The organism is Paraburkholderia sp. RCC_158 (assembly GCF_041355255.1).
Classification (GTDB): Bacteria; Pseudomonadota; Gammaproteobacteria; order Burkholderiales; family Burkholderiaceae; genus Paraburkholderia; species Paraburkholderia graminis.
Genome location: NZ_JBFUPM010000014.1, coordinates 147,154 through 169,598, shown reverse-complemented (window position 1 = coordinate 169,598; position 22,445 = coordinate 147,154). Strand labels below are relative to the sequence as shown.

The following is a 22,445-nucleotide window of genomic DNA, read 5'->3' as shown; positions in this document are numbered from 1 at the left end:
CAGGCGCCCGCGCAAAAACCTCACTCCGTTACCGGCTTTTCCACCGCAGCCGCCTGTCCGCCGACGGTCTCCAGATAGTGTCCGTAACGCCGGCAGCAGGTTTTCCAGCCGAACTCGTCGAGTGCCTTGCGATGACTCGCATTGTTGGCATACGTCTGCCACGACTCGTTGACCGAGCGCAGGATTGCAGGCAGTTCGCTGGCGTCGTTAAAGAGAATGACGTTGTCGAACTTCCTTGCTGCCCATTTCATGAACGGCGTCGAGCGCGCGATCAAAACCGGCACGAGTCCGATAGCCTCGAAGAACGCGCCGCTGACCAGCATCGAGTCGGCCGAGTGCGGGAGAATCAGCACATCGCTGTCGGCGATGCTTTGCGCAAACTCGGCGTCGGAGAGAAAGCGCGATTCAAGGCGCACCGCGTCTCGCAACGATCTTCTATCGATGATCTCGTTCAGCGTGGCAAGGTAAGCGTCGGTGGCGTGCCCCGCTATATGCAACTTGCAATCGGGCGGCCAGACGTCGAGCACCGCATCGATCTGCTTATACGGACGGATCACGCCGAGCATCGTATAGAGCGGCGCCGATCTTTCCGGCCTTGCATTGTGCGGCTGATGACCGGGCGAGTCCCAGTACAGCGGATGAGGCAAATACTGGGCGCGGTACTGCTCCTGAAAGTCCGGCGCGTGCACCACACGGAAATCCGCAAGACGGCGCACGAATGCAATGATCCGCATCGACAGGCGCCTGTTGAATCCCTCCGTATCGTGCACTGCCTGGTCGTGCACGAAGTACACAACCTTGGCTCGCCCAAGCAGCATCAGAGAACAATAGAAAGCAAAAAGCAGTGAGCCGCCGAAGCTCAGTTGCGCAGTGCCTTTCTGTCGCCTGAACGGCCTGTACTCGAGCCAATGGAATACGAGAACATTTTCCGGCTTGAACAGATCGGTAAAGCCGCCCTTTAACAAGCCCTTGATGGACAACGGAGCAACATCGTAGCCGACCGACCTGTACAGATCTTTTTGAATCTCTATATAGCGGTTGGTCGGATTCGTAAAAGGACACATCAGCACGCGTCGCCGCAGCCGTTTCGTTTCATCGTTTCCGTGCGCGCTGCTGGCGTCGTGAGAAATCTGCGACATTCGACAATCTCCGGTCAGAGTGCACTCGCGGAACAATAAGCGCGAACGTAATTCCGACGTCTTGAATTCCCGTCGTTATGAACGCTTCCAATGAATATCGAGTGATTTAATCAGTATGTTCAGTCCAGCTTAGCATGCAAAAAACGGCATTGTGTGGCCGCAATCACCTGAAAACGCGCCAATTTGCGCCCGCGCCGCCGATTCGATGTCCGAAAGTGCGGACCGAAGACCCGCACGCCAGGTCACCTCGGATAGCCCGCAGCCGCTCGGAAAATCCGCGCGCGGCGAAAGCGGAAAAAACGACTTGCTCCTCTTGGGGTCAAAGCGCAAATAATGCAGGGCGACCAGTCCCCATACATCAGGCGAAAGCGTAATTTTTTCGGGATAGAAGCGTTGATCGGAAACAATCCTGCTTTCTGGCGGAATACAGCTATTTTTCATTTTGAGCCGCAGCGCTTCCGGGTAAGATCTACCCGGTTCGCAGTAACCGTCCGAAAAAATTACGCGGTCGGCTTGATCCCCGGACAAACGTTTGCGCGAGTGCGCCGTACCCACATTCGGCCGCGCGCGGCGACGTCGGTTGATTTCCTCTGTTGATTGAACCGTTGGCGCACGCGTCGTGCCCGAGCGTTCCCTGCTCGTGCGCACGTTCATTCCGGCGGCTTTAACCGGTTGGATAAAACAACCAGCATAACGCATTAAAAGCACTCAGATTTCCTGGACGATCAGTAGTGCCAATAAAAATAACGTTTCGAGTTTCGCAATAAGAAATTAACCAACATAAGAACACATTTTTATCTTTATTCGGGGACTTTCTCGATAGTGGAATAACTCATAATGTTGAAACGACGGCAGTTTATTGGTGCGCTGGGCGCATTCGGCGGAAGCGTGATTTTGAGCGCCTGCGGTGGTGGCGGCGCTGAAGATGCGGGTGCAACTACTTCGACTTCTGGCGCCAGCGCGCAAAAGACGAGCGCGACCGCAAAGAGCGCTTCTCCGAACGGCGCGGCTATGCCGCCGGCCACGTCGCTGATCGACGGCACGGGCGCGACCTGGACGCTTTCCGGCGGCGTCGCCTATCGCAATGGCGCAAAGGCCGGGAACAACTACAACGTGGTTCTCGCCATGTGCTTCAACGGCAACATCTACGTTGAAAACACGAGCGCGCAGTTCTATCAGTGGACCGGCTCGACGTGGCAGGCTTCGAGCGACCCGCGCCTCGGCACGACTTCGCCGGACGGCACCACGATGCCGTCCGCATCCAGCATCATCGACAAGACCGGCGCGGTGTGGACGCTCACCAATGGCGTCATCTCGAGAAACGGCGCCGTGGTGGGCAACAACTACGCCGTGTCGCTCGTGCTGTGGTACGGCGGCAAGATCTATTGCCGCAATACGAGCGGACAGTTCTACGCCAATGCGGAAGTCGCCTCTCAATGGCTGCCGTGCAACGATCCGCGCACTCCCATCGCGGCGAGCGCGGGCAGCTTCTTCGGCATGAACGGTCACTTCGATTACACGTACACGCCCGCACAGGTCGTGTCGATCCTGAAGGGCCTGGGTTGTACCAGCTACCGCGTCGGCTGCACGGCGGACCCTGCTCAACTGAATGCCGTGGTCAAGCTCGCGCAGGCCTTCCAGTCGGCCGGCATGACGCTGCTCGTTTTGCTCGATCTTGGTCTTCGCGACAGCAGCGGCAGGCTTCTGGCCGGAGAATCCGCCGCATATAACGCCACTTATGGACCCGCCTTCACGATCGCCAATACGCTGAAGCAATACGGCGTGACGTTCTATGAATGCGGCAACGAATTGACCCGCGACAGGGCCATCATCATCGATTCGACGAATGCAGGGACCAAGGCGCTCGACTTCAACAATGCGAACTGGCCGGTGATGCGTGGCGCGATGCGCGGCATGATCGACGGCGTGAAGGCCGCACAGCCCGGCGCTAAATGCGGCGTGAACTTCTGCGTCGCGGATGTCGGTGCGTCGGATGCGCTGTGGGACGGCATGCAACCGGACGGCAGCGGCGGCTATCCGAAGGTGCGTTGGGACATCACGACGTGGCACAACTACGAAGTCTACGGCGACATCTTCAACATCGGAACCGATGGCGCCGGTCCCGGCTTCAATTTGCCTGCCTACTGCAAAGCCAGATACGGTGTGCCGTTCTTCATCACCGAGTGGAATACGGGCCCCGAACAGGCGCAGTCGTATCGCGCGAGTTACATCACTTCGCAACTGGGTTCGTTCTACGCGGCGCGCAAGACGCACAACATTCAGGCCGTCATGTACTACGTGCTCGATAGCGGCAACAACACGTTCGGCATTATGACGAATGGGACCGCGTTGAATCCGCCGTATGGTGCGTTCACCGCTTTCACGTCGAGCCACGTGGATAGCTGATACGGCGAAATCGTCGCATCCATACTGCAAAGCTGGCCTCCCGCTGCACTCCGGCGGGAGGCTATTTTTTTGCTTGAAACTGAGCGCAGATCAGCGTCGGCACACGCGGCCCATGCATACCGGCACGCGACGCAGGTATGCTTACTGCTCCATTGCGGCAGTAGACCGCAATGCGTCACAGCCTGTCGCTAGAGAACACGGAGAAACGCCATGCGCCTTGATGATGAAGTGGAAAGCCAGAACGTCGAAGACCGGCGAGGCGGCGGTATGCGGGTAGGCGGCGGCATCGGCATCGGGACGATCGTCATCGCGCTGGCCGCGTCGTATTTCTTCGGCATTAATCCGCTGACGATCATCAACGGCGCGCAGGTGCTGCAAGGCAATGCGCCGCAGGCCAATGCACCGACCAACGCGCGCCCCGCCGACGATGCCGGCAGCCACTTCGTGCGCCGCGTGCTCGGCAACACCGAACGCACGTGGCAACACATTTTCCGCACGCAGTTCAACCAGGATTATCCGGCGCCCAAACTCGTGCTGTTCAGCGACGCCACACCGACGGCGTGCGGCACGGGCCAGTCGGCGATGGGTCCGTTCTACTGTCCGCCCGACAGCACCGTCTACATCGACCTGTCGTTCTATCGCGAGTTGCGCGACCGCTTCGGCGCGAGCGGCGACTTCGCACAAGCCTATGTGATCGCGCACGAAGTCGGGCATCACATCCAGAAGTTGCTCGGCATCTCCGACAAGTACGAGGCCGCGCGTGCACGCATGTCGCAAGCGCGGGGCAATGCGCTGTCCGTGCGCCTCGAATTGCAGGCCGATTGTTTTGCGGGTGTATGGGCCGCCGTCGCACAGCAGATGAACGCGAAGCTGATGGAGCCGGGCGACTTCGAGCAGGGGCTGAATGCTGCGGGCGCAATCGGCGACGACCGGTTGCAGCGGCAATCGCAAGGACGCGTCGTTCCCGAAGCATTCACGCACGGCACGAGCGAGCAGCGGCAACGGTGGCTCAGGCGCGGCATGACGAGCGGCGACATTCGCCAATGCGATACCTTCTCGGCGCAATCGCTATGAGTTTGAGCGCCGGCTAACCAGGAAACACCCGTCGGTGCAACCCCTACAAATAAAAAAACTAACATTACATTTCACTTTCGACTATAAAGGCAAGGCACGCGGTGAACAGCCTTGTCTCACTGCCTGCCCTCAGCCCGCCGGCCTTGCCGGCGGGCTTTTTTTGACTCTTTCGAATGAGTCGGCAGCATTCCTTCGTTTTCCTTTCTTATCAGGAAAGACGTCGTCAGAACGTGGGGTTTCTTTCGCTTGACTTACTTGATATATCACATACTGTATCGATTCGACCACCGACTTCAAGACGCGTTAAAGACGTCCAACGGTTGTCCGCGGAGCGTGGCGCCCGCAATCACAAGACAAGGCATGTCAAAGGAGACAGCGATGGAAACGGATCACCAGAAGGGAGCGTCGTGGGTAGCGTCACCGTGGGTGCAACTCGTGTTCGGCGTCATCTGTATGGCGATGATTGCCAACATGCAGTACGGCTGGACTTTGTTCGTCAATCCGATCAACGAAAAATACCAATGGGGCCGTGCTGCGATCCAGGTCGCGTTCACGATCTTCGTCGTGACCGAAACATGGCTCGTGCCGGTTGAAGGCTATCTCGTCGACAAATACGGGCCGCGTCCGGTGGTGGTCGGAGGCGGCCTGCTGTGCGCGATCGCGTGGGCGCTCAACTCGGTCGCCGGATCGCTGCCCGTGCTTTACATTGCCGCGGCGATCGGCGGCGTGGGCGCGGGCGCGGTCTACGGCACTTGCGTCGGCAACGCGCTGAAGTGGTTTCCAAACCGCCGCGGCCTCGCTGCGGGGATCACCGCAGCGGGCTTCGGCGCGGGATCGGCGGCGACCGTCATTCCGATTTCGAACATGATCAAAAGCAGCGGCTATGAAGCGACTTTCCTGTGGTTCGGTCTCGGCCAGGGAATCATCGTGGTTGCGCTCGGGCTTGCGCTGCTCGCACCGCCGGCCAGTCTGCTCGCGTCGGCCAAGAGCGCGCTCAAGCGCGTCGTCTATAACGCGACGCCGCGCGAAGTGGTGAGCTCGCCAATATTCTGGGTGATGTACCTGATGTTCGTGATGATGGCCGCAGGCGGTCTGATGGCGACCGCGCAACTCGGGCCGATTGCGAAAGACTTCGGCCTGCACGATTCGCCTGTTTCGTTGCTCGGCCTGACCCTGCCGGCGCTGACGTTTGCATTGACGATCGACCGCGTATTGAACGGTCTGACGCGCCCGTTCTTCGGCTGGATCTCGGATCGCATCGGCCGCGAAAACACGATGTTTCTTGCGTTCGCGATCGAAGCGGTCGGCATTCTCGCGTTGTCGAAATACGGGCAGAGTCCGGTCGCGTTCGTCGTGCTGACCGGCATCGTGTTCTTTGCATGGGGCGAAATTTACAGCCTGTTCCCCGCGACCTGCGGCGACACGTACGGCCCGAAATTCGCCGCCACCAACGCAGGGTTGTTGTACACGGCGAAGGGCACGGCCGCGTTGCTGGTGCCGTTCACGAGCGTCATCACGGCGGCAACCGGCAACTGGCATGCGGTCTTCATGCTTGCATCGGGCATGGCGGCCGCAGCCGCGCTGCTCGCGCTATTCGTGCTCAAGCCGATGCGCCGCGCGCATGCCGCGCGGCACGCGAGCCCTGCGACGGAAAGCGTCTATAGCGGCGGCTCATTGATCAGCGAATCGGCGCGTGTATCTGCCGATGGTGGTTGACGGAAGTTGTATCGAACGCACGGGCGGCATCGCGCGCGTCGGTAACGGCGCGCGCCGCCGCTCTTGGCCCAAGTTTCTGGCCCAAGCTTCTGGCCCAATAAAATCGGCGGAAGCTGGCTCTTCAGGATTGCCCCGTTTCGGCGCACACTGCGTGCACGAACTCAACGGAGCAATCATGTACGTCCCAGCCCATTTCAACGAAGCACGCAAAGACGTGCTGCACACGCTCATCGCGCAGAATCCGTTCGGCACGCTGATTACTCACGGCGCGAACGGCCTCGACGCGAATCACATTCCGTTCGAGTTGGCATCCAACGAAGGCGAGTTCGGCGTGCTGCACGCTCACGTGGCGCGCAATAACCCGCTTTGGCAGGACGTGGCCAATGGCGACGAAACGCTGGTCGTGTTCCGCGCCGGCGACGCGCATGTTTCGCCGACCTGGTATCCGAGCAAGCACGAAGCGCACAGACAGGTGCCGACATGGAACTACGTCGTCGTGCACGCGCATGGGCGCATCACGATCCGCGATGATGAGAAGTACGTGCGGGGCGTCGTGGCGCGCCTCACGCGTACGCATGAAGCCGGCGAAACGCAGCCGTGGAAGATGGGTGACGCGCCGGCCGAATACATCGACGCAATGCTCAAAGCGATTGTCGGCGTGGAGATCGAGATCACGCGGCTCATCGGCAAGAGCAAGCTCAGCCAGAACAAGGACGCGCGCGATATTCAGGGCGCCGGAGAAACATTGAAGGCACGCGAGAACCGGATCGGCGATCAGATGCTCGCGTGCCTTGCAGAGAAGCCATAACGCTGCCTGCGTGGCGGGCACTCCTCCGGGCGCTTGCTTGATCCCGGAGAAGTGTCGGCAGGTTATTTACCCGAACATTTATTGCCCGGTGTAGCCGAGCGGAACCGTCGAGTTGTTCTTCGCCACGGTCGCGTTGCTGGACACAATGTACTGCGGCACTTCGGTAAGGGTCAGCGTCACTGAACCGTTGCTATACGGAACCGTGCTGACGTTCCCGTATCCATCGATCTTCGTCACGTTGCCCGACGTGCCGGCGTTGTCGACCTGCAGCGTATAGCTCGTCGAATACGTCTGGCTGTACACGCCGCCGCTCGTCGGCCATTGCGCATTGCTGTGCGCCCACGCGGCCGTCACCACCTTGCCGTTGCCCAGTTGCTGGAACGCGTAGGCGAACGTGCCTGACGGCGCGCCCTTCACACGGCCCAGCGTGTTGGTGCCGTCGAGAACGCGCGTCATCGTCGCGAACGCCATTGCTTCGGGTTTCGGCGAGAGGTTCGTCGCGCCGAACGCACCCTGGGCGTTGTTCAGATCGAAGAACGAGCCGTATCCGACTTCGCCCGGATAGTCGGGACCGTAAAAGAGCGTGGTCACCTGTGCGCCGCCGCCGAGCACGATGATGTGCGAGCGCACGCCGACTGCCGCATGAGCAAACAACTGGTTTTGCGACGGCACGTTCGGGCCATAACTGAGGCCCGGATCGTAGCTCGTGCCCGCTTCCGTGAAGAAGAGCTTCATGTTGGGCTTGCCCGCCTGCATCACCGAACGCAGTTGCGTCATCTGATTGTCGAGCGCATTGGCCTGGTTCGCGGCATCCGGGTCGGCGTCCTGCAACTCGGGCGGATGTGCCGGATACGTGCCCGCATTCCAGTAGCCGTGCGTCGACACCGCGTCGATGTAATTCCACAGGCCGAGCGCGCCGAACTTCTTCAGATAGCCGGTGGTGCAGGTATCGCAATTGGCGGCGAACGGGTTGCCCGTGCCCATCACGACCGCATTCGGATCGGTCGAGTGGATGCCTTCGTAAGCGGCCTTGTACATCGCGACAAAGTTCGTGTCGCTATCCGCCCAGCCAAGGCTCGGCTCCCACGTCACCTGATAGTAGTTCTTCTGCTGATTCGGATAGTTTGCAGCCCGAATCGAACTCGTGTTGGTCCCGACGCGCGCCATGAAGTCCTTGAACTCGGTCATGTTCGACGGCGCGTAATAGCTGTCGTTGAACTGGCCCGTCTTCGAATCCCATGCGGGCAGGCCGTCGAGACGCACGATACGCATCTGATCGGGATTGGCCTTATAGAAAGGATCGAGATCGTTCACGCTCGGCGTGTAGGTGTACGGCCCGTTGGGTTCCATCGTCGATACCTGGCGGTCGTCGATCGTCCACGAAATGCCGAGCGCACGCAGCGCCGCGATGTTGCCGTTGAAGCCCTGCATGCCGAAGCGATGCTGGTCCTGATGCGCGTAGGCCACCGTGCCGATCGCCGAACTCAGGTCAGGCAGCACGCCGAAGGTTGCAATGCCAGTTGGCCGGGTGCCGCTTTTCGGCAGCGTGCCGCCCGCGGAGCGCAACGTTGCAGTCAGCGCGCCGTAGCCGGCCCACGTCGACTTGCACGACAACGTGTTGGTCTGCACGCCTGAGCTAACCGGGAAGCTGCCCTGCGTCTTGATCGCGCCATTCGAATCCGCGACGGACCAGACGACCGTGTCGGCTCCCGGCGCGTTCGTCGTGATGGCGATCTTGAACGCGGCGTTGTTCGGGAAGACGCGCAAGCCATCGCTGGTCGGCGTATCGGCGCTGATGATGCCGTTAGCGGTGCCGCCCGCGGTCTGGGCCGGCGTGCCGCAGGAGATGGCTGCGCTGGTTGCGACGGATTGCGTCGGTGTAGGGCTTGGCGTTGGTGTGGCGGTCGGGGTCGGCGCGGGTGCAGGTGCCGGAGCGGGCGCAGGCGTAGGTGCGGGTGCGGGTGCGGGCGTAGGTGCAGGCGCGGGTGTAGGTGCAGGCGCCGGTGCTGGCGCGGGTGCGGGTGCTGGCGCGGGTGCGGGTGCAGGCGCAGGCGCGGGTGCTGGCGCAGCGGCCGCCCGCATCCAGCACGCCTTGTCATAGCCATACGCCGGATCAGTTGCCGATACAGCGCCCATATAGCAACCCACGCCGTTGCTGAACGTGCGGGGACTCGTCAGCATCGTCGACGGCGCATTGGGCGGCACCGCACCGAATACGACCGAAGCCGTGCCGAGGAACGAGCACTTGCCGTTCTCCTGCGCGCACAGCTTGTATTGCTGACCCGCGACGGTAACCGTGCTGGCTTGCGCTTGTGCGTTTTGCACACCAAAGGATGCCAGCGCCGTTGTCGCCGCGATCCCAATCAACCTCGAATATCTAACCATTGTCCCTGTCTTGCGAAGAAGAGTTATCCCCGAAAATGGAACGGCATCGGACTGGCCGTGCCGTCTTTGTCTTGTCGGATAGAAAGAAAAAGCGTCCCCCCGGACGCAAAGCGGTCCGTCTGAACGTGTCAAGCGCGGGACGAGCGAAGACCAGCGCGGCTATGTCTTACGCGCTCATTTAGAAAACAGGACCACCAGAACCGTTTGTCTTTCGTTGTGCTTCCAACCATTAGGATGGCTAACTGACAATGAAAGCCAGTCGTTTTCCCGTCATCGATCAATGCTGTTGGTTGGACACACCGTCTGTCACGCGCGACACACCCGGCGACAGACGTCAAGCGAGCGGTAAGAAGAACGCAGGCATGCTGGCCGGCATCGTTGTTACCAGTACTGCGCGGCGCCACGAAGGCGCCGGATGGAAATCTTGCTGAGATTCACCGCGATCCGCGCGCCACAGGTAGTACTTACGGGTGCGCTGGCGGAAGAATTATAAACGTTTCAAAACTGCAACGAAGTGCGCTCACGGGCCGATAAGTAGCGATCCTGCCCCTGCTCCCGATGCTGAGGCCGGACTTTCGCAAATGCGCGGCTCTGCGAAAAGCCTGCCTCGCGATCGAGGCGAAAAGGTAAAACCTGTAATCGTCGGCGGATAGGCGAAATTGGGGACGGCGATAGCGCGCCGCGCACGCCGCTTTCCGCCACTACTTCGCCGGTACTTCGGCAATACTTCGCCACTGAGTGCCCGCGCGAACGCCGCGTGCCACGCATCGTTCTACTTGCACTATGCTTTTATGAAGGGCGTCAAACACATGCGAACCCCCACGGCGCATGTCCTGATTGGACTGCACGATGGCGTTTTCGCGCGTTATGCAACGCACTGACCTCGCGCACCACAGTGGTACGCTGAGGAAAGCAGCCTTCGCGGCAGTGAACCGCCGTTTGTGCGGCGAGATCCACGCAACCAGAACGCACCGCGAAGCGCAATTGCCGGCGAACGGCTCAACATCGCTGCGGGAGCGACTGCGATGGGATACAAAACCTATACCCTGATGACCTTGATGGCGGTTAGCAACGTGGCCTTCGCGTGGCAGCCGGTCATCTATCCGATTCGAAGTCAAAGCGCGTATCAACGCAGCGTCGACAGCGCGATGTGTTACGCGACTGCAAACAAGCAAACCAAAGTCAACATGGCGCACGAACCCCAGACGCCGCCGCCGAAGCCGGCTGGGACCAAAACATCGTCGACGGGCGCGCCATCGCGTCCGCCGTTGCCTCCCAGTACTTTTTCCGCGACGCCACCCGGCACCGCGATTCCCGACGGCATGGAGCCAGCAGCACCCACTGCGGCTTCCGCTGGGAAGCCCGGTACGGCAACGGCCGCCGCCGCAAGCAATGCGGCTTCCGCGACACCCGCGGCTCCGGCGAGCGAAGCGCCCAGCGCGACCGCGACGGCCACCGCGAATGCCGGGCACGCAGCATCCGCGACTGCGCCGGCGTCGGCATCGGCGGCAATCGCGGACAAAGGCGCCTCCGAGCCCGCTACCACGGCAAGCGCGCCGGGCGCCTCGCAACCTGGCATGGCCGCCTTGCCGCCTCTGCCCGCGCCCGAGCCGCCCATGACGCGCTACTGGGCCGCCTACGGCGCGTGCATGCAGGCGCGTGGTTACGTCGTCGCCCAGTAAGCGTCCGCTGCAAGCACGACTTGCGGCGGACGCGCGCCGGCTGCCGCAAGCGAATCCGACGCCCGCAACCTCGCCATCAATAACGACATGAATACAGACCAGATCAATACTTCGGGATGCGAACAATGTGGAGCGCCGCTCGCCAACCGCATGATGCCTTGCGCGTCATGCCGCGCGCGCAGCACTCCTTCGTACGGCGCGATGGTGCCGACGCTGACCGTGCGGCTCAACGACACTCGCCCGCTGCCGCCAAGGCGGCTTCCGGCTCGGAGAGTGTGGAGTCCGTCGCGTGCGCTGGCGAATCCGTATGCGACGATCGAAGAAGCCGTCGTGGTCCAGAGCGCTTATCGGCGACTGCGCGAGCCGCTCGTGCTTGCCGCGTCGGCGCTGGTCGTCGCGTCGGCGGTGTATGCGGGCTTCATACACAGTAGCGATGAGGGTGTCGAAGGGGAACCTGTCGCTGTGTCGGGTGCTGTTAAGAGACCGAGTGTCGTGCCGGCTATCGGAGCCGTCGAGCGCCCTACTCCGGTATCTTCAGTGCGTTCGGCTGCCGAAGTGGCTGCGCCGCGTGGAGAGCCGGCGCCTACGCCGTCGGTGGCAGTGGCGGCTGCATCGCCAAGGTCGTTGCCCGTGTCGTCGTCCACGGCATCGCGAGCACCAGCGTCGCCGTCCGCGTCGCCCTCACTCGCCGCGCGTCGCGCCGCGTCTGCGGCTCCAGTCGTGTCAACTGCCGCAACGCCCGCAGCTACGACCATAGCAATCGCCTCCGCACAACCGAAACCCGTCCCCAGCGCCCCGCCTCCGCTCACCGCGGAAGAAAAAGCGCGCGCCGATCTGTCACGGCATCTGCGCGCCGCGCGCGCGAGCCTGCAGAACAACAACCTCTCGGCGACGAAGGTGCGCGTCGCCGCAGCCATGGTGGTGCAGCCTCAAAGCCGTGAAGCGCAGAACCTGCGCGCCGCCATCAACACGCGCGAGCAGCAGCGCGACGCACTGCTGAGTCTCGCGCGCGGCTGCGGCTACATCGCGCGTTGGGACTGCGTGTCGCGCAATGCGGGCAGCGCGTTGGAGATCGATTCGAGCAGCAGGGAAGCGCGGCATCTCGTGACACTGGCGATGCAGGAGTCGGCGCTCGCAAGCGTGCAAGCGGTGGAATCCGAGCCGAGCCCTGCGCCCGATACACACGACATCAACGCTCATCACTGAACGCGCGGCGAACAGCGCCTAACGCGCCGATACCGCCGGGCACACCTGCCGTGCAATCGCGCGGTATCGCTCGGCCGTGTCTCGCAGCGTGAGTCCCACGAGCGATCTTTGCACGCGCTCCTGGCTTAACGCCATGACGATCGCGTCGGCGTAACAACGAATGTCGTCGGTGTCGACGAGTTGCACGCCAGGAAAACTATTCGCGAATGCGAACGCCGGTATCCTGCTCGCGACGATCGGCACGCCCGAAGCCAGCGCCTCGAGAAACGCCACGCTATGTCCTTCCGAGCGCGACGGCATCACGAACACGCTCGATTCCGACAGCACCGTCGCGACGTCGCTGCGCGGACCGGCCACGACGACGCGCTCCCCGATGCCCAGCTCCGTTGCAAGCGCAACCACCGCGCGCTGATAGTCAGGGTCCTCGACCACGCCATAGAGCACGAGTCGTGCGTCCTCGATCCGCGTCAGTACTTCGCTAAAAGCCCGCACGGTAAGCAGTTGATTTTTCACCGACGCATATCGGCCGATCTGCACGATTTGCGGCACGCTGCTCACGCGCTCGCCACCGTCGGTGAATGCGAAGCGCGCGAGGTCGACGCCGTTCGGCACGACCGTCATCGACGGATGCACGCCGATTGCCTGGACATAGTCCATCACGCCTTGCTGCGATACGCCGATCACGACGCGCGCGCGCCCGGACAGCACATGCTCGACGCGCCTGAAGAGCGGCCGCTCGAAGTCATTGGTCGCGGAATGCATCACGTAGACGACCGGCGCGCCGAGCGGCAACGCACGCGCGTAGAACGACGGAATCGTCGCATGCGCGAAGATGACGTCGGGCCGAAACCGCCGCACCGCGACGAACAGATTCCACAGCTTGCCGAGCGCGTGGTGCCGCTTCGGCGGAAACCAGCACTCCACGCCCTGCGCATGCAATTCATCGGCGAGCGACGCGAAATCGGCATGCGCGGGCAACAACGACGCCATGCACACCGCCATTCCTTCGGAGCACTGATCGAGCGCGAGATCTTTCGCGAGCACTTCGGCGCCCGACAAACGCGGCGCCAGTACGAGGTGGAAGACACGCATCATGCCGTCCTTGGCTTCAAGGTTCTGTAGAGCATCCACGCCGCGGCGCAGCCGAGGCCCAGCGTCATCGACCATGCAATGCCTGTCACGCCCCACCAGCGCACCGCGAGCGGAGCGCTGACGAGCAGCACCACCACCTGAATCGCGGACGCATGCACGGTGGCCTTCGCATCGCCGATTGCGCGCAGATACGACACGAGTACCGCGATCAACGCACCGATTGCCATATTGATGACCAGTATCCTGAAGAGCGGCACTGCCGGCAGCCAGGCTGCGCCGAGAATCAACGAGAACATCGGCTCGGCAATGAGCCGCAGCAGTTCGACAAATGCAGCAAGCCCAACGGCGGCCACGAGCAGATAAATCCTGATGAGCCTGGAAGCCGCCTGCGCATTGCGGCGATGATGCGCGGCAAAAGTCGGAAACAGATACTGCGACATCGCGATCGCCGCATCGGCGAGCAGCATCTGCGCTAGGCGCGACGACATTTGATAGCCGCCGAGTTGCGTCGGCCCAAGCAGCTTGCCGACCACCACCTTGTCGAACTGATTCAGCAGCAGGTTGATGACGCTGCTTGCCCAGATCCATCGGCTGAAACCGACATACTGGCCGATGCCCGACCACACCGCGCGCACCGGCGGGCGCGGCGTCATGGTGACCCACGTCAGCACGCTCTTCAACGTTTCTCCCGCAACGAGACCGATCAGCACCGACGCCGCGCCCGCGCCGAAATAAGCGAGCGTGAGCCCGACAGAACAATCGACAAACGCGGCCGCCACCTCGACTCCCGCTATATGCTGAAAGCGCCGCTCGCGCTGCACCACGTAATAAGCCGGCGATGCAAGCCCGCGCAACAGCGGCAGCAACGCGGCGAGTTGAATCAGCACGAGCGATCCGTCGAGATGAAACTGACTCGATAACAACGGCGCCGACGCAACCAGCAGCAACGAAATCAACACGCCGCGCGCCGTCAGCGTCGTCCATACGGCGCTGAGCTGCGGGCGCGTCGGCGCATGCTCGCCCTGAATCACCGCTTGCGCGAGTCCCGTGTCGGACAACGCCTCGGCAATCGCAACCGCAAGCAAGGCCACGCTGACGCTGCCGATTGCCGCCGGTCCGAGCATGCGGCCAATCGCCAGAAACTTGATCGCCACCAGTCCCCGCACCGCGAACTGTTGTAACAACACCCATGTCGCCGCGCTCGCGCCGAAGCTGCTCGCTATCGAGAGCGCGGGAAGCCTGATCGCCCGCAAGCTGGTTCTCCGTCGAATTGCAGCGCTGTAGAGCGGTTAGCAGCGCGTCATGACTCGCTGTGAACACCGCCGCGCCGGATTGGATTGAATTGGTCGCGCCAGCAAGCTGGCAATGGTTCATCTGGAACCGTAAGCATGACCTTACCGCGAGAGATTCGCCGTCAACCGCCATCAACCAGGCCGCTTCAGCCGCGGCCCTTGCGTGGTAGTACGTTTAACCACACAACGCGCGAATCTGGCAGTTTTGCGGTTGCTGGCAGTGCTAACGTTATTCATCTGATTGCATCGCAGAGCCCGCGGCGCGCGTCGTTTCGTCCATGCCGCTTGCACTGATGCAATTCCCCAACCCATGTATGTTGACTCCCGCCTATGCCTACCGACGTGATCGAACCTGACTTTGTCCTGATCGTTGAGCCGAACCTCACCGGTCATCGCTGGCGCTACGCGGAGTGGATCATGCAGGCGTGCGCGGAGGCCGGCTATCCATGCATTCTCGTCACCGAATGCGCGAATGAAGATCATCGGCTCGCGCGGCAGATTACCGCTGCAAATCGCGCCGACCAGCAGATTGCATTCGTCGATCCGGAAGAAAGCCGCACGCACCGTTTGCGGGAACGCAATCAGTACTGGCGCTTTCATCACTACTTCGAACGCGCGTATCGGATTCTCAGCCGCGCGCAATCGATCCGGCTTGTTGTCGTGCCGTATGCCGATTACTTCTTCAATGGCCTGCCCTTTCTCGGCTCGCCATTCTGCAAGACCCCGTGGATCGGCATCACGATGCGCTCGACGTTTCATCATCACAAGGTCGGCATCAAGGCGCCCGATCGTCCGCTCGTCAACGCGATCAAGGCGCAACTGTTCAGGCGCGCGGTTCGCACGCCGGGTCTACGCACGTTGTTGAGCATCGATCCGACCTTGCCCGAATGGGCGGCGCACCACGTATCGAAAGGCAGTGCGAAGGTCGCTTATGTGGCCGACCCGTTCCCCGACGAGCGCGCGGAAGATCCCGCGCTTGCGCGCGAGCGACTCGGGCTCGACCCCGGGCAGCGCTATCTGCTCGTCTATGGCGCGATTACCGAACGCAAGGGCATTTACGAACTCGTCCACGCAATGACGCGCCTCGAACACGCGCCGACGTTGATTGTCGCGGGCGAGCAGGATGCAGGCACACGCCACTTCATGCGCAACCATGTGCGCAGTCTCACGCCCGCGCCGGTCGTGCTCGACTCGTTTATTTCCAACGACATGGAGCGCGATCTGTTTTCCGCATGCGATGCGGTATGGCTCGGCTACAAAGGTCACTACGGCATGAGCGGCGTGCTCGTGCAGGCATACCGCTTTGGCAAGCCGGTGATCGCAACGGAAGACGGTTTGATCGGCTGGTTCAGCAGACGCTGCGAATTGGGCCCGATTCTGAGCGACTTGAGTTCGGCGTCGATCGGGAAAGCCATTACCGAAACGTTGACCTCGTGGCCGCACGAACATTCGGCTGCGGCCCCACGCGACAATCTTCTGTCGCAAAACACGCTCGGCGAATTCAAACACACTTTGCTGCAGCAGATGGCGTGATTCAAAAGCTCTCAGCGTGACTTGGCGTGACGTGATGCGCCGGCTTAAAAGCCGGCGCACGTCATGAATAAGCCCGCGCTTTCAGGACAACTGCCCGCCGGCCACCGGCACTTCCTCGCGCACCGAGCTGCTGCGCTTTTCCGGGAACAGCGCATTGCGCATCAGCATGAACGGATACTCGATTGCGCGCGTGGTCACATAGCCGATCCCGATCGCAATGACGAACTGCGCGGAAAGCGCCACGATCCAGATGATGCTCGGCGCGAAGCCAAGCGCAGTCGCCTTGCGAATCAGCATCTCGCCCGGCGCAAGCGCGAGCGAGTGCCACAAGTAAATACCGTACGAATAAAGACCGACCCACGCGACGCCGCGATAAATCCACGTCGTCCGCAGCGACCCGGAGTACTCCAGAACGAAAACGATGAGCGCGGCAAAACCGAGTGCCTGAATCGTGTAGCCGATGCTTTCGTCGAGCACGATATGTTTCGTGGCCAACGCGAGCCAGGCGCACAGCAGCCCGACGCAGCCGACCAACAGCCATTTGCGCTTCGCGATCTGGTGATAGATGCCGGGCTTCATCCAGTAGATCGCCGAGAGAATCACGCCGATCAGTAAACTGTCGATACGGTACTGCGTGTATGCGAACGCGCCTTGCAAATCCCCATCCGCAACTGCAAAACAACGCGCTATGAGCGTTACCGCACAGATGCCCGACAGTACGCCGATAATCGTCCACGCGCCGAGCCGCAAGCGGGAAAAAAGCAATAAAAGCGCCGGCAGCACGAGATAGAAATGTTCTTCCACCGCGAGACTCCAGGTCTGCGTGATCGACGTGCCGAAATAGTTCTGAAGATGCGTGAGGTTCTGGAAAAGAAATGTATTCCACGGATGCCGCCCGGCGAGCATGTGAAATATGATCAGCACGTAATACGCGGGCCAGATGCGGAACATGCGTCGCACAATGAAGCGCCGTGCGTCGACGTGGCCTGTTTCGGCGTATTGCCGCAGCAGCAGTCCGCCCACCAGAAAGCCGCTCAAGGTAAAGAAGAGATTGACGCCCTCTCGCCCAAAGCTCTTTAGCGGGTACTCGATAATCTGGAGCAGAACATTACTGGTGTGAACAGTACGAAAGTGAAAGCCCATTACCGCAATAATGGCGATGCCGCGAACGAAGTCGAGTTCGATCGCCCGTCTGGCTTTCGCGGGTCCCGTCCCGCCAAATAGCTTCATGCTGTTTTCCCCTTTTTCCGTTTTATCGGCCGCATTGTCCTGTTTGCATCATGGGTGGCGGGAAGCAGGTATGAGCGCCAAGATCAAGGCATTCAGCGACAACATCGGCCAGCTTGCGTGCGTCTTGCAGGCATAGCCCTTTCCAGTGTCGCCAGAATCCAGGCAGCCGGAGACGAACCGCATTGGCGACGCGCACAAGCATAAGGTTGCGCGCACAATGACCCGACGCGAGACCGTCCGCTTAGACGACGGCAAATGACGGCGACGGGGAGGAAACAAGAATGCGCCATCAGTATGCAACGCCATGGATATGGATCTTTCTTTTACCGCTTGCACTGGACTATAAGGCCACCAACGCAAGCACCGGGCACTTCGCCCAGTTCATCTTTGTCATTCCAGCAATGGCGGCAGGGCTCGCCCTTCTGCTGATCGCACCGCGCTTTCACGAGCGCTCTCCGTTACGCTCGGTCGTCACCGCAAGCATGCTGTTGTGCGTGTTCGGCAGCGTCGTCGCGCAACTGATTCAGGACAACGACAGCGGCAATTATTTGCGCGTGCTATTGCCGTTCATCCTGTTTCTGCTCGGCTACCTGGTCGCGTGCCGGCCGTGGAGCGAGCATCGAATCGCTCAATTCGAAAAAGCACTGTTCCTCGGCAATGTGATTAGCCTTGTATTTACGTTTGTCTACGGCATTGCAACGGGCGGCGGTCTCGAGGAGGTGCGCTTTCGCATCATCTCCGTGACGCTGCTCGGACTGCAAGGCGTGCTGCTGCATGAGTTCGTCGTCGCCAAACGCTATTCGCTATACACGGTGGCCGTATTCGCGGGCACGGTGATCGTCGAATTGCTGAGCGTCACGCGCAGCCTGCTGGTCGGCACCGTGCTGCTGTTCCTGATCGCGATGGCGCTCAGCGCGCCGTCGGTGCGGCAAATCTGGCGCGCCGTCGGTCGCGGTGTCGTCGTCGCCTCGGTGCTGGCGGGCGTGGCGGGCATCGCGGCACTGGCCGTTCCAAATGTCGCGGAACACTGGACGCAGCGCATATTCTTCTCGGAAGCAACTGTCTCCGGCAAGGACCCGACCACCATCACGCGTCTCGCCGAAATGCGCGATCAGTACGACCAGGTGAGTGCTTCGCCGGAAACGCTTCTATTCGGCGCGGGCTACGGGCACTACTACCGCTACTCGCCGGTCTATTTGCCGGACCTTGCGGGCCAGTTCAGCAAGCAGGACTTTTACGCGATCAACGAATGGGCCGCGGGTCACAATTTCTGGGTCTATCAGTTGTTTGCGGGCGGACTCGTATTCGGCATCGCGATGCCGCTTGCCACGCTCGGCGCGCTCGCGGTGTGTTTCTTCGCCTATCGCTACTGGCGCAAGGTCGTACCTGATGCACCGATGCTGCCGGTATTCGGACGCGCCATCATGCTGTTTGCCGCATTGCCGGCGACGTCGATTGGCGGCAATCCTCTCGGCCCGCGCTTTTCGGGCCTCGTATTCGGCATTGGACTCGGTCTGATGATCGCCACTTATACGCGTTTGCAGCTCGCGCTGCCCGCACGCGCGAATCGCGTGCGTAGCGCCCGGCGTATGCGGCCCGCCGCGATGCCGGACTTGCCGGGACGCATTCAACCTGGCATGGGCCGCCCGGATCTCGCCGGCACGCTCGGCATGTCGCACACGGCACAACTGCCGGGTTCCAACCGACCGGACATTGCGCGATGAAAATCCTCCACGTGCTTGCAAGCGTCGATCCGCGCGCGGGCGGTCCCGTTGAAGGCGTTCGCCGCAGCGGCATCGCGATGCAGGAAGCCGGCCATGAAATAGAAGTGGCCACTTGCGATGCGCCGGACGACCCGTACCTCGCGGCTTTTCCATTTCCCGTTCATGCGTTCGGCCCGACTTCGAATCGCTATAGCTATAGCGCGTATCTCGCGCCGTGGCTCGCGAATCACGCGAAGCGCTTTGACGCCGTCATCGTGCACGGCTTGTGGCAATACCACGGTTTCGCGACATGGAAGGCGCTGCACGACAGCGACGTGCCGTATTACGTGTACGCGCACGGGATGCTCGATCCGTGGTTCAAGGAAGCGTATCCGCTCAAGCATCTAAAGAAATGGCTTTATTGGCCGTGGGCGGAGTACCGCGTGCTGCGCGACGCGCGCGCGGTGATCTTCACGACCGAAGAAGAGCGCACGCGCGCACGGCAATCGTTCTGGCTCTATCGTGCGCGCGAACGCATCGTGCCGTTCGGCACCACGGTGCCCGAGGTGGACATAGCGTCGGCGCGCGAAGCGTTTTTACAGGCCGTGCCGGGCGCACGCGGCAAACGCATCGTGCTCTTTCTCGGCAGAGTACACGCGAAGAAAGGCTGCGATCTGCTGATCGACGCATTCGCGCGCGTGGCGCAACGCGACGACGCGCTGCATCTCGTGATTGCCGGCCCCGACGAAACCGGCTGGGCCGCGAGCCTGCGGGCTCAGGCGCAAGCAGCCGGAATCGCGCATCGCCTGAGTCTGCCCGGCATGCTGCAAGGCGATCTCAAGTGGGGCGCTTTTTACGCGAGCGACGTGTTCGCCTTGCCGTCGCATCAGGAGAACTTCGGCGTCGCGGTGGCCGAGGCACTCGGTTGCGGACTGCCCGCGCTGATCTCCGACAAGGTCAACGTATGGCGCGAAATCGAAGAAGACGGCGCGGGACTGATAGCAACCGACACAGTCGACGGAACCGAGAAGAGCCTGATTCGCTGGCTCGAGCTCGACGACGCCGCACGCGCAGCGATGCGTGTGCAAGCCGCGCGCACTTTCCATGCGCGTTTCCGCATCGACACCATGGTGAGCGCGTTGACGAGTTTGCTGGAAACGAGAGGCGGCCGCGACAGCGAAGCGAACCGCAACAAGCTCGCCGGGTTGCGCGAGGCGAGCCAGCCAAGCCGCTGAATCGCACGAAAAAAACGGCGCTCGTTCGAGCGCCGTTTGCGTTTGCGGCGGCAGCGCGTTGGCCGCACCGCCTTCTCTTCTACTTCATTGTTCCTTCATCAACGACGTCAATGTAGACGCTGCGATGGGCAACGTCTCGACCGGAGACTGCGCCGGCGCGCTCACGTTATTCGCGGCTTCCGCATGCGTGCCGCCGACGACATGTGGCACATCGAGCTGACGCGCCAGATGTCCGGCGAGCCTGAGCGATAGCGCGGCAATCGTAATGGTCGGGAAGTTTGCGCCGACAGTCGGAAACACCGAACTGCCGCCGATATACAGATTGCTGATGCCATGCACCTTGCAATCGCGATCGACCACGCCTTCGCGCGGCGAATCGTGCATGCGTGTCGTGCCCATGTGATGCCACGTGCCTTCCAGCTTGTCCGGCCACGCTCTGCCTTCGAGCGGCGCGTCGAGTTCGACGTCGGCCACGCGGGCCATCTGCAACTCTCTTGCGAATCCGGCGAATGTTTTATCGAACGTGCGCTTCACCTGGTCGCCGAGACGCCACTCCACTTTCACGCGCGGCATGCCGAAACGATCGCGCTTATCCGCGCACAACGTCACACGGCTGTCCGGATTCGGCACTGCCTCGACGATGGCCTGCAGCGTGACGTCGGTGATGAGTGCGGGCCATTGCAGCAAGCGCGCGAGGCCGTAGCCGACCGTATGCAGCGGATGCGCGACCATCGTCGCGATGTCGGCTGTGAGCCTGCGTCCGGGCTGGTCCTTGAGCATCAGCGCTTCCTTGCAGCGAATCAGCGCCTCCGAGCCCGCACTCGCCTCGCCGTACCAGCGCGAATAGAGCCACACGCGAGAATTGAGCAGTTGTTCGCGCTCCATCATTTCGCGCTTCGGTGCGAGCTGCGACGAGATCTTCGTGCCATGCGCCGAGACCGCGGCATTCTGGTAGTGATACTTGATGTCGTAGAGCTTGTTACGCGGGACGCCCTGGCGGAAGCGAACCTTTCCGCACATCATTCGCGGATGGTCCATAAAATAGCGTCCGACGAGATCGTTAGTGTTCCCAAGTCCTGCTGCATGCACATTGTTCGAAGCGAGCAACAGTCGCGCGTTCTCGATCCCGCCCGCAGCCAGTACGAAGATGCGCGCCTTCACGGTCATCCGGCGGCCGCTGAGCGTGCCCACCTGCACGCGGGTAATCGTGGTGCCTTGCGCATCGGCGTCGATATTGAGGACGTTCGCGTGCAGAAAGACGCGCACCCGCGTGGAGCGCCCCAATTCCTCGCGATACACCTTGCCGAAGCGCACCGGCGGGCTGAACTGCGCAACGGTGTCGCGCATGTCGCCGGTGCCAAGCGGTAGACGGCGCACGTCGGAGCGGCCAATCTCACGCTCCCAGTATGCGGGGTCGAAGTTCTGCGGACCGAGCTTCAGCAATTCATGCGTGCGCGCGTAGTACGGCGCGAGTTCTTCGAGTCCGAATGGCCAGCCGCTATGCGGAATCCAGTCGCGCTTCTCGAAGTCCCACGGATCGAGCGGACGGCACCAGCCGCCCCAGCAGTTGCTGCTGCCGCCGAAATAGCGGCTGCGCGAGCCGTCCGCGAATCGATACGGCAGTCCGGCGTTTTCGCCGCGGTACAGGTCGCGCGTTTCTTCGTCAGGCGCAAACCCGCCGCTTTCCAGCAGGCAGGTATCCACCCCGGCGGCCGACATTTCGCGTGCGAGCGTGATGCCCGCGACGCCTCCCCCGATAATGCAGACCGTCGTTTCGATGACCGTATTTTGTTCGACATTGCGAGTATCGATGAACATCCGCAGCTCCCGTGTTCTTCATCATGATTTTTTAAGGCGTCGCCGGCTTGCGGGCCTATGGCCGGCAAGCAACGCGCCCCTATGCCGTGACCGGATGCATCAATTGTCCGGTTGCCACGACATCGG

Annotated in this window: 17 protein-coding genes; 9 read left to right on the top strand and 8 right to left on the bottom strand. The window is 61.6% G+C overall.

The window, feature by feature from the left end:
- Positions 1-20: 20 nt before the first annotated feature.
- Positions 21-1,139, bottom strand: a complete 1,119-nt coding sequence (locus tag AB6809_RS24810; RefSeq protein ID WP_029970350.1) for a glycosyltransferase — start codon at positions 1,137-1,139, stop codon at positions 21-23.
- Positions 1,140-1,268: 129 nt separating this feature from the next.
- Positions 1,269-1,838 (bottom strand): hypothetical protein, encoded by a 570-nt coding sequence (locus AB6809_RS24805; RefSeq protein ID WP_371027364.1) that lies wholly within the window; start codon positions 1,836-1,838, stop codon positions 1,269-1,271.
- A gap of 138 nt (positions 1,839-1,976) precedes the next feature.
- On the opposite strand from AB6809_RS24805, the gene AB6809_RS24800 reads away from it, so the two are divergent.
- The 4 genes from AB6809_RS24800 to AB6809_RS24785 all read left to right on the top strand — a co-directional run bounded on the left by AB6809_RS24800 (position 1,977) and on the right by AB6809_RS24785 (position 7,143).
- The gene (locus AB6809_RS24800; protein WP_029970352.1) at positions 1,977-3,545 is read left to right on the top strand and encodes a hypothetical protein; all 1,569 of its coding nucleotides are present in this window, start codon (positions 1,977-1,979) and stop codon (positions 3,543-3,545) included.
- 210 nt (positions 3,546-3,755) lie between these two features.
- Positions 3,756-4,619: a neutral zinc metallopeptidase gene (locus AB6809_RS24795; RefSeq protein WP_371027363.1), complete on the top strand. Its 864-nt coding sequence runs from the start codon at positions 3,756-3,758 to the stop codon at positions 4,617-4,619.
- A gap of 378 nt (positions 4,620-4,997) precedes the next feature.
- A complete protein-coding gene (oxlT, locus tag AB6809_RS24790; protein ID WP_006047786.1) occupies positions 4,998-6,335 on the top strand; it encodes an oxalate/formate MFS antiporter in 1,338 nt (445 codons plus the stop codon).
- 175 nt (positions 6,336-6,510) lie between these two features.
- Positions 6,511-7,143 carry an FMN-binding negative transcriptional regulator gene (locus AB6809_RS24785; protein WP_307251904.1) on the top strand — a complete coding sequence of 211 codons (633 nt, stop codon included), beginning with the start codon at positions 6,511-6,513 and terminating at the stop codon, positions 7,141-7,143.
- A 78-nt stretch (positions 7,144-7,221) separates the two neighbouring features.
- Here AB6809_RS24785 and AB6809_RS24780 read toward each other — a convergent pair whose 3' ends face one another.
- Positions 7,222-9,528, bottom strand: a complete 2,307-nt coding sequence (locus AB6809_RS24780) for a hypothetical protein (protein ID WP_307251902.1) — start codon at positions 9,526-9,528, stop codon at positions 7,222-7,224.
- Between the two features lie 1,025 nt (positions 9,529-10,553).
- On the opposite strand from AB6809_RS24780, the gene AB6809_RS24775 reads away from it, so the two are divergent.
- Positions 10,554-11,210: a hypothetical protein gene (locus AB6809_RS24775; RefSeq protein WP_307251900.1), complete on the top strand. Its 657-nt coding sequence runs from the start codon at positions 10,554-10,556 to the stop codon at positions 11,208-11,210.
- Here the strand turns inward: AB6809_RS24775 and AB6809_RS24770 are convergent.
- Entirely contained in the window at positions 11,192-11,440 is a 249-nt protein-coding gene (locus AB6809_RS24770; RefSeq protein ID WP_307251898.1) for a hypothetical protein, read from the bottom strand. The two genes, AB6809_RS24775 and AB6809_RS24770, sit on opposite strands and share 19 nt — an antisense overlap.
- Before the next feature lie 43 nt (positions 11,441-11,483).
- Between AB6809_RS24770 and AB6809_RS24765 the strand changes: the two genes are divergently transcribed.
- Positions 11,484-12,416: a hypothetical protein gene (locus AB6809_RS24765; protein WP_371027362.1), complete on the top strand. Its 933-nt coding sequence runs from the start codon at positions 11,484-11,486 to the stop codon at positions 12,414-12,416.
- Positions 12,417-12,434: 18 nt separating this feature from the next.
- Here the strand turns inward: AB6809_RS24765 and AB6809_RS24760 are convergent, their stop codons facing one another.
- Positions 12,435-13,508, bottom strand: coding sequence for a glycosyltransferase family 4 protein (locus AB6809_RS24760; RefSeq protein WP_307251893.1), 1,074 nt, complete (start codon positions 13,506-13,508; stop codon positions 12,435-12,437).
- Positions 13,508-14,761, bottom strand: a complete 1,254-nt coding sequence (locus AB6809_RS24755; RefSeq protein WP_307251890.1) for an oligosaccharide flippase family protein — start codon at positions 14,759-14,761, stop codon at positions 13,508-13,510. Before AB6809_RS24755 ends, AB6809_RS24760 begins: the two co-directional genes overlap by 1 nt.
- A 369-nt stretch (positions 14,762-15,130) precedes the next feature.
- Here AB6809_RS24755 and AB6809_RS24750 point away from each other — a divergent pair, with 369 nt between their 5' ends.
- Entirely contained in the window at positions 15,131-16,333 is a 1,203-nt protein-coding gene (locus AB6809_RS24750; protein ID WP_307251887.1) for a glycosyltransferase, read from the top strand.
- An 81-nt stretch (positions 16,334-16,414) separates the two neighbouring features.
- Here AB6809_RS24750 and AB6809_RS24745 read toward each other — a convergent pair whose 3' ends face one another.
- Positions 16,415-17,563, bottom strand: a complete 1,149-nt coding sequence (locus tag AB6809_RS24745) for an acyltransferase (RefSeq protein WP_029970360.1) — start codon at positions 17,561-17,563, stop codon at positions 16,415-16,417.
- 281 nt (positions 17,564-17,844) lie between these two features.
- Here AB6809_RS24745 and AB6809_RS24740 point away from each other — a divergent pair, with 281 nt between their 5' ends.
- Complete coding sequence (locus tag AB6809_RS24740) at positions 17,845-19,287, top strand: hypothetical protein (RefSeq protein ID WP_307251883.1); 1,443 nt, start codon at positions 17,845-17,847, stop codon at positions 19,285-19,287.
- Positions 19,284-20,501 carry a glycosyltransferase gene (locus AB6809_RS24735; protein ID WP_029970362.1) on the top strand — a complete coding sequence of 406 codons (1,218 nt, stop codon included), beginning with the start codon at positions 19,284-19,286 and terminating at the stop codon, positions 20,499-20,501. The genes AB6809_RS24740 and AB6809_RS24735 overlap by 4 nt, the downstream gene beginning before the upstream one ends.
- Positions 20,502-20,585: 84 nt before the next feature.
- Here AB6809_RS24735 and AB6809_RS24730 read toward each other — a convergent pair whose 3' ends face one another.
- Positions 20,586-22,319 (bottom strand): FAD-dependent oxidoreductase, encoded by a 1,734-nt coding sequence (locus AB6809_RS24730; protein WP_029970364.1) that lies wholly within the window; start codon positions 22,317-22,319, stop codon positions 20,586-20,588.
- Positions 22,320-22,445: the final 126 nt, after the last annotated feature.